The sequence below is a fragment of the Allocellulophaga tsushimaensis genome, assembly GCF_055383085.1.
Genome location: NZ_AP039451.1, coordinates 1,026,047 through 1,039,771, shown reverse-complemented (window position 1 = coordinate 1,039,771; position 13,725 = coordinate 1,026,047). Strand labels below are relative to the sequence as shown.

Below are 13,725 nucleotides of genomic sequence, written 5' to 3'. Positions count from 1 at the left end.
AGGTTTTGTTATATTTTTTACAAATATACTTTTTTTGTATTAAAAAATAGGCCTTAGCAAATAAATTACTCCTTAGCTACAAATCGTTCATCTACGGGCATTACAGTTTGGCAATTTGTACAGGTACGCAATGCTTTGTTTCCATAAAAATGTTTAAAATGACCTAAGAAATCTTTTTCAATATCATTTAAAGTAAAATAAGCTTCGTAGAGTTTATGGTTACAATTATCACAAAACCATAATAGTCCGTCATCAATTTTCATATGAGCTCTTTTACGTTCTATAACTAAACCTATAGAACCTTTATGACGTACGGGAGAATGTGGAACTTTAGCAGGGTGTAAGTACATATCCCCAGGCCCTAATTGCATTGTTTTTTTAACGCCATCTTCTTGTATATGTACTTCTATGGTACCTTCTAGTTGATAGAAAAGCTCTTCGGTTTCGTTATAGTGATAATCTTTACGGGCATTAGGGCCAGCAACAATCATTACAATATAGTCTCCTGCTTCCTTATATAAGTTTTTATTCCCTACAGGAGGCTTTAACGTATCTCTATTTTCTGCAATCCATTTGGTTAAATTAAAAGGTGCTGCTATTGGCATATCATAATGTTTTTAGATAAAAAAATAAAAACTCCATACTAAATAAATAGTATGGAGTATAAAAATAATGTACTAAATCTAAAAAACTTAATATTAATTACTTTCTTTTATAGTTTTATCTAAAAAAGATATGAGTAAAATAATAATTTCCATCCGCGTCTTTTTTTGCACTTATTGCTGCGTGTGTAAAATTTCCTTCTAGCGTTTCTCTATGAGAATCACTTTCTAACCAATCGTTTACAAGCTCTTCAGCAGTTGCAAAATTTCTAGCTATATTTTCTTCAATCTGTTTTATGTTTATTTTGTTAGCAATCTTATTAGCTCTATCCTTAAAATTTCCATGATCTAATACTTTATTAGAAATCATATACTCATTATGGCTTTCTGCATATTTATATACAATACCATTAAATTTAAGTTTTTTTAAGCCCATTGCCTGTCTGTGCTCGTCAATTATCTTTTTAATTTCTTTTTCCATTTCAGAGGTATCTGCCTCATCAATTTCATTTGTTGGAACCGATGCAATCTCATTAGCTATTAAAAGTTCTTCATCAGTTGCTATAGCAGTTTTGCTACAAGATTGGATGAGTAGTGAAATGGTTAGTAAAAAAAGTAATCTTGTTTTCATAATTGAGATAATAACTATTAGTAATCAATACAAATGTATTTAAGAGATCTTTTTTGAAATGTAGAATTATAGAATTTCTTAGGTTTTTTAGACATGATGTAAAATAATGTAGATGAGTTACTTAGAAGTCTATTTTTTATTATTTTACATCGAAAAAAAAAGCATTTTATACGTTTTTAAGTATTTTATCGGTGCTTAAATGTGGTTTATCTAAATAAAAAAATGATGGTTTAGAAGAACAGTAATTTTTTGCCGATAACTGGTTTTTAACCCACTAGATTTTAATTTTTTTATTAGTTCCTTATTTGTAAAATCAAAGTTTATAATTTTTTAAAGTGCATTAAAACTTTAAAATACTACTGTTTATGTTGAATAGTAAAATGCAAATTAATTGTTGTGTTCTTTTTTCAAAATAAGATTTAAGTATGATCAGCATATGATTTCATTTTAATTTTTTATAAAATTATATAGTAGTTATTACTTTATATTCACTGTTTTCAGGTAATTTAATTTTAAAACAACCGTTTACTTTTACACCAACAAACTTTTCAGGATGAAATACAACATTATTTTTCTAAGCTTCTTTTTATTGATTTTGACTTCTTGTGGAGATAAAAAACAAAATGTAGCAGAGCAATTAGACAACCTTAATAGATATCAAGATGTTGTTACACAAGTTACCCATGGTGTTATTTCTACAAAAAGTGACTTAAGGGTAGTTCTTAATACACCAATTCTAAATTGGAATGCTGGTGATGAATTAGAAAGAGATTTATTTAAAGTTTCTCCTTCTGTAAAAGGAAAAGTAGTTGCACTAGATAGTAGAACAATAGCGTTTATACCAGAAGAAGGGTTTAAACAAGATACCGAATATACCGCTAAAGTAGATTTGGCTGCTTTTGTTGCAGATTTCCCTAAAAATTTGGAAACACTTTCTTTTACGGTACAAACCTTAAAACAGCAGTTTAATATTTATACCAATGACTTACAATCTTCTACTAAAGACAAACAATATATTGAGGGACAATTAAGAAGTGCAGATATCCTTTCATTAGAAACTGCAAAACAACTTATAAAAGCAAGTCAAAAAGGCAATGCATTAAAAATTACTTTTGATGATGCCATACAAGAAGGCACCCAGTTTCAGTTTAAAATTGAAAACATTCAGCGTTATGATGAAGATACTGATGTAGAAATTTCTTGGGATGGGGCTGATTTTAATATTGAAAGTTCTGGTAAAAACGCAATTTTAATAGCGGGTAAAAACAATTTTACGATCCTAAATATTACTACAGGTAAAGGAGCTAAACAACAATTGAATATTAACTTTTCCGATCCTTTAAAAAAAGGACAGAATTTTAAAGGTTTGGTTGTACTAGAAGGTGATGCAGCTTTAAAATATAGTGTAAAAGGAAATACATTAAGAGTATACCCTTCTAAAACCATAAATGGTACAGCACAATTAGAAGTTTTTGATGGAATACAGAGTATAGAGGGTAAAAAACTAAAAGCTAAGTATACAGAACGTGTCGCTTTTGAGCAAATTAAGCCAGCCGTTCGCATGCTTTCTAATGGAACAATATTACCGTCATCAAGTAATTTAAAAATTAATTTTGAAGCAGTAAACCTTAAATATGTAGATGTAGCTGTATTGCGGATTTACGAAAATAATGTATTACAGTTTTTGCAAAGCAATAATTTAAACGGAAGTGCTAACCTAAGAAGTGTAGCCAGACCAATTGCTACTAAAAAATTAGAATTGCAGAACAGCCTATCTGCTAACAATGGCAAATGGGCTGCTCATGCTTTAGATTTAAAATCGATTATTACACCAGAAAAAGGAGCTATTTACAGGGTAGAATTTAGTTACAAGCCACAGTATAGTTTATATGATTGTGATGAAACTAATATTGAAACTTCTAATGATGAGGAAGATAATTATGATGAAGAGGAGGAAGATAGTTCTTGGGACGGCGTTGAGCAATATTATAATGAATACGGTTACTATAATTATGATTGGAATGAGCGAGAAAATCCATGCCATACCTCATACTACTATGATAAAAAAGTAAGTATAAATGTATTAGCATCAGACATTGGTGTAAGTATAAAAAAAGGAGTTAATAAAAGTTATTTTATAGCTGTTAATGATATTATTAGTACAAAGCCTATTGCAGGAGTAAAAGTTACGTTTTATAATTTTCAGCAACAAGCTATAGGAAATGTTACAACAGATGCAGATGGGACTTCTTTTTACGATGCAGAAAACAATCAAGCATTTTTTGCAATTGCTGAACATAATGGACAAAAAACATATGTAAAATTAAATGATGGTAATGCGCTATCTGTAAGTAAGTTTGATGTTGCAGGAGTAAAAGTACAGAAAGGGATTAAAGGTTTTATTTTTGGAGAACGTGGTGTTTGGAGACCTGGAGACGCTATTTATTTATCTTTTATGTTAAATGATAATGCTAATAAATTACCAAAAAACCATCCAGTAAAGTTAGAGTTTTTAAACCCGTACAATACAGTAGTCCATAAAGAAGTAAAAACCTATGGATTAGATAATTTTTATCATTTTAAAATTAAAACAGATGAGAATGACCCTACGGGTAACTGGTTAGCAAAAATTTCTGTTGGTGGTGCTTCTTTTACAAAGACGATAAAAATAGAAACAATTAAACCAAATCGTTTAAAAATTAAAACAGCTTTTGATTCAGAAATTTTAAGTGATACCGAAAGTATAAATGGCACTATGGAAGTAAAATGGCTTCATGGCGCTATTGCAAAAAATTTAAAAGCAGATATTACAGGAAAATTCAGTGCTAAAACAACTACCTTTAAAACCTTTCCAGGCTATATTTTTGATGATCCAACGAGACGTTTTACACCAGAAGATCAGTTGGTTTTTGATGGTAAAATAGATGATGAAGGGAAAGCAAAAATTAATATAAATCCGAAATTGTCTGGTACAGCACCAGGCATGTTAAATGCTTCTTTTGTCACTAAGGTGTACGAAAATGGAGGTGATTTTAGCACGGATGTCTTTTCTAAACCATTTTCTCCTTATAGTACTTATGTTGGTTTAAATGCTCCAAAGGGAGATAAGACCAGAGGAATGTTGCTTACTGATATAAAACACAAATTTGAAGTAGTTACTGTAGATGAAAATGGAAAGGCAAAAGCAGTAAGAAACCTAAATGTTACAATTCATAAAATTAGCTGGAGATGGTGGTGGGATACTTCGTCAGATAATGTTTCTTCTTATAGCAGTAGCGAGTATCGAGAAAAGATTTTAGACGAAACCATTAGTACCAATTCAAAAGGAAAAGGTTCTTTTAATTTTGAGCTAAAATATCCAGATTGGGGAAGGTATTTGGTTCGTGTAGAAGACCCAAATGGCGATCATGCCACAGGAAAAATTATATATGTAGATTGGCCAGGTTGGGCAGGAAAATCTCGTAAGAGTGATCCTTCTGCAGCATCTATGTTATTGTTTTCAACAGATAAAGAAAAGTATAATGTAGGGGAGAAAGCTACAGTAACCTTTCCAAGTTCTGAAGGTGGCAGGGCTCTAGTAACTATAGAAAACGGAGTAGAAGTAGTAGAATCTCTTTGGGTAGAAACTACTAAAGGCGAAACTAAATTTCAGTTGCCTATAAAAGAAACTTTTACCCCAAATGTGTTTATAAATATCTCATTATTACAACCACATGCATCTACCTTAAACGATTCTCCTATTCGTATGTATGGCGTTGTGGGGATTGGTGTAGAAAATCCTGAAACAAAATTAGCGCCTCAGATTAAAATGCCAGATGTGCTTAGGCCAGAAGAGAGTATTACCGTTAAAGTAAATGAAAAGCAGGGCAAAGAAATGACCTATAGTATTGCAATTGTTGATGAAGGCTTATTAGATCTCACAAGGTTTAAAACCCCAAATCCTTGGGCAAGTTTTTATGCCAAACAAGCATTAGGTGTAAAAACTTGGGATATTTATGATGATATCATAGGTGCTTATGGCGGTCGTATAGATCAGATATTTTCAATTGGTGGTGATGGTGAATTAGCAGGCGCTAAAAATAAAAAAGCAAATCGTTTTGAGCCTATGGTGGTTCATTTAGGTCCTTTTACACTGAAAAAAGGAGAAACCAAGTCTCATACCATAAAAATACCTAAATATGTAGGCTCAGTACGGACCATGGTAGTTGCAGGAAGTCCTAAAAACGAAGCCTATGGTATGGCAGAAAAAACCACACCAGTACGGAAACCTTTAATGATTTTAGCTTCTTTACCGCGTAAAATAACACCTGGCGAAAAAGTTACTTTGCCTGTTACTGTTTTTGCAATGGAAAAGAAAGTAAAAAATGTAACCATTAAAATAAAGAAAGACAAAGCCTTTACAATAGAGGGTAATGCTACACAGCATTTAACATTTGCGCAACCAGATGAAAAGATGGCTTATTTTACTTTAAATGTGGCTGACTTTAAAGGAATAGGAAAAGTAATTGTTGAAGCATCAGGAGGAGGAGAAAAAGCATCTTTTGAAATTCCTATAGATGTGGTCAATCCTAATCCAGTTTCTTTAGATGTGCAAGATTTGATTATAGAACCAAATGCAAGTAAAACTACAGATTTAGCCACCTTTGGTATTGCAGGAAGTAATGCGGCTCAGGTTGAATTCTCTACACTGCCTCCAATGCGTTTTAACGGTAGAATGCAATATTTAATTAGATACCCTCATGGATGTGTAGAACAAACTACTTCAGCAGCTTTCCCTCAGTTATATTTAGATGCTATTTTTGATTTAACAACAGCTAAAAAAGCTAACATTCAGAAAAATATAGAAAATGCTATTAAACGTTTAGGAAGTTTCCAAAGACCTAATGGAGGATTCTCTTACTGGCCAGGACAGCGTAATACAAATGATTGGGGAACTACCTATGCAGGTCATCTTTTATTAGCTGCTGAGAAAAAAGGGTATGTATTACCAATAGGGTTTAAAGCTAGTTGGGTAAAATATCAAAAAGATATTGCTAAAAAATGGAGGTCAGGAAATAATAATTCAGATTTAGCACAGGCATATCGTCTATATACTTTAGCTCTTTCTGGTAATGCAGATGTAGCTTCTATGAACCGTTTAAGAGAAACTAAAGGGAATTCTAATGAGGCTAAATTTAGATTAGCTGCTGCATATGCTTTAATAGGACAAGCTAATGTGGCTAAGGATATTCTAGCCACAGCCAAAATAGATTTTGAGAATTATAAGTATAATTACTACACCTATGGTTCTTCAGATAGAAATAGAGCAATGGCTTTAGAGACTTATATTTTGTTAAAAGATAAAGTGAAAGCGCAAAATTTAGCAAAAGAAGTAGCATCTCGTTTACAAGAAAAACAATGGATGAGTACGCAAAGCACAGCCTATAGTTTAATGGCAATGGCAAAATTTGCAGAAATGATTGGCGGTAAAGGTATCAATGCTACTGTTACAGTAAACGGAACAACAGAAACTGTAAAGACTTCTAAAACACTAGCAAATAGAGATCTAAAAATCAAAAAAGGCGAAAATACTATTGTACTTAAAAATCAAGAAAACAACACGTTATACGTAAGTGTACTAAATAATGGAATTCTGCCTGTAGGAGAAGAAAAAGCCATTGCACGTAATCTGGTTGTACAAACTAGTTTTAAGAGTAGAAATGGATCAAAAATAGATCCTTCTAAAATAACACAAGGAACAGATTTTGTTGCAGAGGTTAGCGTAACCAATACTACAGGCAAAAAACTTAAGGATATGGCTTTGGCTGAAATTTTTCCAAGTGGTTGGGAAATTGTAAATACCCGTTTTACAGATTTTGGTTCTTTTGCTGAAAATAATGTTACTTATACAGATTTAAGAGATGATAGAGCCAATTTTTATTTTGATATGAATAAAAATGAGACAAAGACATTTAGAATTTTAATCAATGCATCTTATTTAGGAAAGTATTATTTACCAGGCGTACAAGTTGAAGCAATGTATGATAACGATTATGTAGCGAGGACTGTAGGCCAATGGGTTGAAGTAACGCAATAGAAAGATCTTAAAAATGATGGTAAAAGTTTAAAGTCTTCTCATTTTTATAATAGTATGCAGTTCTTCATAAGAAGTGCTGTTATAAACTTCAGCATGTTTGGCAAAAACGCTTAAACATGCTGAATATATTTTTTCCTTTATTTTACTTTTATGCCATTTTCCCAAACACCTTCTACTACAGTACCATCAGTTTTCCAGATTTTGCCTTTACCATTAGGTTTGTCTTTTTTCCATTTTCCACTATACTTTCCCCCATTTGCATAGTACATAGTTCCTTTACCATGTCTTTGGTTGTTTTTAAAAGACCCTTCGTATTTTGCTTTATTAGCCCAAGTATAGGTTCCTTTTCCGCTAATTTCACTGTTATACAAGTTGCCAGAATAGGTATCTTGATTAAACCATATGATGTTACCATTGGTGATAGTACCAGCTGTCACTTCCACATCTAAAGTAGCACCTTCAGCAGTAAATTTATGCCAGCCGTCTGGTAAAGATCTTGCAAACTGGCTAGGCACTGTGTTGATCTCTTGAGCGTTTAGATTTGCATAAACGCTTAATAATAACGTAATCAATATTATTTTTTTCATCTGTTACAGTTTTTCAGATGTAGTCGGAATTGACTTAAGGTTGCTTACAAATTTTAGTTAAGCTAAAACTACTTTATAACTATTATATAAATTTTGCTATAGTAGAGAAGGATAGCTTTATTTTGTAGTTGATATTTAAATATTCTGAGGGAAGTCTTAAATTATTTTTTATAGAATACCTTTAAGTATAGCAAAAGCTAGTTTTATAATTTAGTAGAATAGGTATTAGGCAGATTCTTTTCTGAAAATTAATTCTAGACCATTTATATCCATTGGTTTTATTAAATAATCACTTACACCAGTAAATTTTTTTGCTCGCTCAATATCTATTGGGTTTATAGAAGAACTAACAATATATAAGGTAATTACTTTATTAAACTTATTTTTAATTTTAGAGAAACGCTCTAAAAATTCCCATCCATCCATTATAGGCATATTTAAGTCTAAAAAAATAATATCGGGCAACTGATCTTTACTTGTATTCTGTAAAATAGCCTCAAAATAGTCAATGCCTAGCTTACCATTTTTTAGCACAATAAGATTATCACATAGTTTTTTAGTTTCAATTATTTTTTTAACTAAGTTCACATAAATATTGTCATCATCTATAATACAGGCAAGTGCCACTGGGGGAGATGTATTCATTAATTTGTATTAAAAAGTTATTTTAAATGTTGTTCCTATTCCTACTTCACTTTCAACAGAAATTTCTCCATTTAAAGCTTCTATTTGATTTTTTGTAATAAAAAGACCTATTCCTACTGCATCCTCATTGTAATGGAAGGTCTTATACATTCCAAATATTTTATTTCCAAATTTCTCCATATCAATTCCTCTTCCATTATCTGATATCTCTAATATGGTCTTATTTTTTTCACTATACGTCTTCAAAGAAATAATAGCATCTCTATCTTCATGTTTATATTTAATGGCATTGGTCACTAAATTTAACAGAATACTTTCCATGTACGCAGGGATGTAATCAATATTTTCTACTTCATTAAAGTTTTCGTGTATCGTTACATTATCTTTCATTACATTATTAAAAACAGATTTTTTCACGTTTTTTAAAACCTCTGAAAAATTTACGTTTACTTTATTTTGATCTGTTCTGGTTTGTATGGTAACAATATCATTTAAATGTTCTATAGTAGCGTTCAAGCTTTCAGAAACATCTTTTATATTATCTAATAATGCTAATTTCTCTTGATCATCATCTATTTCATCTATTAATTGGGTAATTAGAGATAAATTACTAGTATGCGATCTTAAATTATGGGAAACAATATGAGCAAAATTAAAAAGCCTTGCATTTTGAGAACTAATAATATCAGCTGTCTTCTGTAAACTTAATGCATTTATTTTTTCTTCATCTATATCCTGAAAAACACCTCTTATACCAATAATCTCTTTATCATCATTATAAACAGGTTTTCCTGTAGCTCTAACCCAAATTTTACGCTCTTTAGAAGTAAGCATTTTTATCTCTACGCTAAACGATTTGCCCAGAGAACAATCCATAAAAGTTTTTGCAGCCAGCCCTGTATGTTCTGGGGCATAATAATTAGACGAATCTGCTAAAGATGGTTTGTAATCTTGTGGGTATCCTAGAATCTTTTTAGTTTCATCATCCCAATAACTTTTTTGTTTTATAAAATCAACATACCAACTTCCCGTTTTGGTCATTTGAGCAGTTTCATGATAATAAAAGTTATTACGTCTTACCGTTTGGTGTGTTTCTAGTTCTCTTTCAACAAAAAACAAATGACTATCACTGGATGCTACATTAAAAGGTAAATTATTATTACTTGTACAAGTATATTCTTTGTATTTACCATCGTTATTTAATATTCTAATTCTTTGGCTAAAATCTATACCATTATCTAGTAAAGCATAAAAATTACTCCTAAAAGTGTCTTTATACTTATCTTCTAAAAGAACATCAATAAAATAATTAGTACTTACCTCTATTTTATTTTCATCGTACCCTAGGGCATTTATGAAACCAGTAGACCAGTAAATAGTGTCTGCATCTAATTTCCAAAAACTAGTATCGGAATTATTAATGACTTTATCTAAAAGATTTGTCTTCATTACGTGAGTAAATTGAGTCTTTTGTACTGTAAAAACGCTAGTTTTATCAATACTTAAGGCGGAAATTTAGAACGTTATTTCTTAACGTATTATTATATAGTCTTCTCTTATTGTATATGAAACACCATAAATGTGTTGTGTAAACGTAAAAACATGATAAATAGTCATTGTTTTTATTCTTGTTTAATACTATAAAAGTTACCCTTATATTTGCATCAAATTTTTTAGATTAATGGGTAAATTATTAATAATTGGAACAGTTGCTTTTGACGAAATTGAAACTCCATTCGGCAAAACTGATAAAATTTTAGGCGGAGCCGCAACGTTTATAGGGATAGCAGCATCACAATTTAAAGTAAACGCTGCTATTGTTTCTGTTGTTGGAGAAGATATGCCAAAAGCATACTTAGAATTATTAAAGAGTAAGGGTATAGATCTTAGTGGTTTAGAAATTGTAAAAGGGGGTAAAACTTTTTTTTGGAAGGGAAAATATCATAACGATTTAAATATGCGTGATACTTTGGCTACTGAGCTAAACGTGTTAGCAGATTTTAATCCAATAGTACCGGATAATTATAAAGATGCAGATGTAGTGATGTTAGGTAATTTACATCCTAGCATACAAATGAGTGTAATTAACCAAATGGAAAACCGACCAAAATTAATAGTTTTAGACACTATGAATTTTTGGATGGATAATAGTTTAGAGGAACTATTAGAGGTTATTAAATATATAGATGTTCTTACTATTAATGATGAAGAAGCGAGACAGTTAACGGGGGAATATTCTTTGGTAAAAGCTGCTGCTAAAATAGAAGAAATGGGACCAAAGTATGTAGTGATTAAGAAAGGAGAACACGGAGCACTTTTATTTCATAAAAAACAAGTGTTTTTTGCTCCGGCACTACCTCTAGAAGAAGTTTTTGATCCTACGGGAGCTGGAGATACATTTGCTGGTGGATTTGCAGGGTATCTTGCAGCAACAGATAATATTTCTTTTGATAATTTAAAGAACGCAGTTATACACGGATCTAACTTAGCATCTTTTACAGTAGAAAAATTTGGAACAGATCGTATAAAGGATGTTACAGAAGAGGAAATGAATGCTAGATTACATCAATTTAAAGAATTGAGTCAGTTTGATATTAAACTAAAATAAAAAAATACGCCCTGAATTTTCAGGGCTTTTTTAATCTAAAATAGTACGATACAGAAATGAGTGATGCCATTAAACACGAATGTGGAATTTCTTTAATCCGTTTATTAAAACCATTAGATTACTATAAAAAAAAGTATGGTACTGCTTTTTATGGTGTAAATAAAATGTATCTAATGATGGAGAAGCAGCATAATAGAGGACAAGATGGAGCTGGTTTTGCAAGCATAAAATTAGATATGAATCCAGGAGAGCGTTATATGAGCAGAGTACGTTCTAGCGCACAACAACCTATACAAGATATTTTTGCTCAGATTAATGATAGGATAAGTACAGCACTTAAAGAAAACCCAGAGTTTAAAGATGACGTAGCTTTACAAAAGAAGCATATACCCTATGTTGGCGAAGTACTTTTGGGGCATGTACGTTATGGTACTTTTGGCAAAAATAGTATAGAAAGTGTTCATCCCTTTCTACGCCAAAATAACTGGATGCATCGTAATTTAATTGTTGCGGGTAATTTTAACATGACCAATGTTCATGAGTTATTTGATAATCTTGTACAATTAGGGCAACACCCTAAAGAAATGGCAGATACGGTAACGGTAATGGAAAAAATAGGTCATTTTTTAGATGATGCAGTAGCAAAATTATACAAACAGATTAAGAAAGAAGGTTACACCAAACAAGAGGCATCTCCATTAATAGCAGAAAGATTAAACGTTGCCAAAATATTAAGAAGAGCCGCTAAAAATTGGGATGGTGGTTATGCTATGACAGGTTTATTAGGGCATGGCGATGCTTTTGTAATGAGAGACCCTGCCGGAATTAGACCTACTTATTATTACCAAGATGATGAAGTAGTTGCCGTTGCTTCAGAAAGACCTGCATTACAAACTGTGTTTAATGTAAAGTATAATAAAATTAAAGAGTTAACGCCTGGCCATGCGATAATTATAAAGAAAAATGGAACCCATGCTATTAAACAAATATTAGAACCAACAGAGCGTAAAGCTTGTTCATTTGAACGTATTTACTTTTCTAGAGGAAGTGATAAAGAAATATATCAAGAACGTAAAGACTTAGGAAAATTTATTTTCCCAAAAATCTTAGATGCTATAGATCATGATATAAAAAATACAGTATTCTCTTTTATCCCTAATACAGCAGAAACTTCTTTTTTAGGGATGGTAAAAGAAGCTCAAAATTATTTAAATAAAAAGAAAGAAGAGCAGATACTATCTAAAGGCTCGGAGATCACCAAAGAAGATTTACATGACATTTTAGATGTACGCCCTAGAATAGAAAAGGTAGCGATTAAAGATGCAAAATTAAGGACTTTTATTACCCAAGATGATGGTAGAGATGATTTAGTAGCTCATGTCTATGATATTTCGTACGGTTCTGTAAAAAAAGATGATAACCTTGTTATTATTGATGATAGTATTGTTAGGGGAACCACACTTAAAAAGAGTATTCTTAAAATGTTAGATAGATTGCAGCCAAAAAAGATAGTAGTTGTTTCTTCTGCTCCACAAATACGCTATCCAGACTGTTATGGAATTGATATGGCAAAACTAGAAGATTTTATAGCTTTTAGGGCTGCCTTAGAATTGCATAAAGAAAGAGGCACTTTAAATATTGTAGAAGATATTTATAAGAAATGTTTAAAACAGATTCATACAAAAGATAAAGAAGTAATAAATTATGTAACTGAATTTTATGCTCCATTTACTGCTGATGAAATTTCAATTAAAATAGGAGAACTATTAAGCCCGCCAGACATGTATGCTGAGGTTCAGATTATTTATCAAACCATTTCTAATTTGCATAAGGCCTGCCCTCAGAATTTAGGAGATTGGTATTTTACAGGAAATTACCCTACTCCTGGCGGTAATAGAGTTGTAAATAGAGCATTTATCAACTTCTATGAAGGGAAAAATCAAAGAGCATATTAAAGTTTTTTATTACAAAAACAAAAAGAATAGTGCATTTCACCGATAATGTGAGCCGTTCAGCGGTATTTTAACCATATTAGTGCAATGCACAAGTAATTTTATAAATGCCATAGCATAAGTAGGTTAAGTTCATGGTAAGATTTGGGGAAAAAGGTAGCGTCTAACGCTACCTTTTTTATTTTTCATTATTTTTTCAGTTAAATCTCAGTAAAACAATAAGAAATATTAAATATAGAGCAGTTTAACTCTTATTCATGATCTTCATCTAAAACATTTTATAAATGTGTAAAAGCATATTACTTTTGAAGAACCATAGCATAAGTAGGTTAAGTTCATGGTAAGATTTGGGGAAAAAGGTAGCGTTTAACGCTACCTTTTTTATTTTATAGTATTTATAAAAAAGAATTAATTTCTTCATTTAAATTAATAAAAAATACATTTTAACTTAATAAAATGATCTTTATCCAAAATATTTTATAATTTCTTAAGAACACATTACTTTTGGAGAACCATAGCATAAGTAGGTTAAGTTCATGGTAAGATTTGGGGGAAAAAGGCAGCATTATGTGCTGCCTTTTTCATTTCTGATAATCAGGCAATTAGCTCACCATAATGATATTT

General features: G+C 31.3%; 8 protein-coding genes. 3 read left to right on the top strand and 5 right to left on the bottom strand.

Translation table 11 applies throughout. From position 1 onward, the window contains the following. Nucleotides 1-65 precede the first annotated feature (65 nt). Nucleotides 66-605, bottom strand: coding sequence for a 3-hydroxyanthranilate 3,4-dioxygenase (locus ACZ451_RS04540; RefSeq protein WP_464215914.1), 540 nt, complete (start codon nucleotides 603-605; stop codon nucleotides 66-68). A 115-nt stretch (nucleotides 606-720) separates the two neighbouring features. Further along, entirely contained in the window at nucleotides 721-1,233 is a 513-nt protein-coding gene (locus ACZ451_RS04535) for a CAP domain-containing protein (RefSeq protein WP_464215913.1), read from the bottom strand. A gap of 553 nt (nucleotides 1,234-1,786) precedes the next feature. Here ACZ451_RS04535 and ACZ451_RS04530 point away from each other — a divergent pair. Further along, nucleotides 1,787-7,309 (top strand): alpha-2-macroglobulin family protein, encoded by a 5,523-nt coding sequence (locus tag ACZ451_RS04530; RefSeq protein ID WP_464215912.1) that lies wholly within the window; start codon nucleotides 1,787-1,789, stop codon nucleotides 7,307-7,309. Nucleotides 7,310-7,446: 137 nt separating this feature from the next. On the opposite strand, the gene ACZ451_RS04525 is transcribed toward ACZ451_RS04530, so the two are convergent. The 3 genes from ACZ451_RS04525 to ACZ451_RS04515 form a co-directional block, all read right to left on the bottom strand. Further along, nucleotides 7,447-7,896, bottom strand: coding sequence for an MORN repeat-containing protein (locus ACZ451_RS04525; protein ID WP_464215911.1), 450 nt, complete (start codon nucleotides 7,894-7,896; stop codon nucleotides 7,447-7,449). Between the two features lie 225 nt (nucleotides 7,897-8,121). After that, nucleotides 8,122-8,541, bottom strand: a complete 420-nt coding sequence (locus tag ACZ451_RS04520; protein WP_464215910.1) for a response regulator — start codon at nucleotides 8,539-8,541, stop codon at nucleotides 8,122-8,124. 9 nt (nucleotides 8,542-8,550) lie between these two features. Continuing rightward, nucleotides 8,551-9,990: a PAS domain-containing protein gene (locus tag ACZ451_RS04515; protein ID WP_464215909.1), complete on the bottom strand. Its 1,440-nt coding sequence runs from the start codon at nucleotides 9,988-9,990 to the stop codon at nucleotides 8,551-8,553. A gap of 232 nt (nucleotides 9,991-10,222) precedes the next feature. On the opposite strand from ACZ451_RS04515, the gene ACZ451_RS04510 reads away from it, so the two are divergent. Next, complete coding sequence (locus tag ACZ451_RS04510) at nucleotides 10,223-11,149, top strand: PfkB family carbohydrate kinase (RefSeq protein ID WP_464215908.1); 927 nt, start codon at nucleotides 10,223-10,225, stop codon at nucleotides 11,147-11,149. Between the two features lie 56 nt (nucleotides 11,150-11,205). Beyond that, a complete protein-coding gene (locus ACZ451_RS04505) occupies nucleotides 11,206-13,104 on the top strand; it encodes an amidophosphoribosyltransferase (protein ID WP_464215907.1) in 1,899 nt (632 codons plus the stop codon). Nucleotides 13,105-13,725: the final 621 nt, after the last annotated feature.

Coding starts and splice junctions, on each gene's coding strand:
- ACZ451_RS04505 (WP_464215907.1), top strand. CDS start 11,206: ATGAGTGATGCCATTAAACACGAATGTGGAATTTCTTTAATCCGTTTA.
- ACZ451_RS04535 (WP_464215913.1), bottom strand. CDS start 1,233: ATGAAAACAAGATTACTTTTTTTACTAACCATTTCACTACTCATCCAA.
- ACZ451_RS04540 (WP_464215914.1), bottom strand. CDS start 605: ATGCCAATAGCAGCACCTTTTAATTTAACCAAATGGATTGCAGAAAAT.
- ACZ451_RS04520 (WP_464215910.1), bottom strand. CDS start 8,541: ATGAATACATCTCCCCCAGTGGCACTTGCCTGTATTATAGATGATGAC.
- ACZ451_RS04530 (WP_464215912.1), top strand. CDS start 1,787: ATGAAATACAACATTATTTTTCTAAGCTTCTTTTTATTGATTTTGACT.
- ACZ451_RS04515 (WP_464215909.1), bottom strand. CDS start 9,990: ATGAAGACAAATCTTTTAGATAAAGTCATTAATAATTCCGATACTAGT.
- ACZ451_RS04510 (WP_464215908.1), top strand. CDS start 10,223: ATGGGTAAATTATTAATAATTGGAACAGTTGCTTTTGACGAAATTGAA.
- ACZ451_RS04525 (WP_464215911.1), bottom strand. CDS start 7,896: ATGAAAAAAATAATATTGATTACGTTATTATTAAGCGTTTATGCAAAT.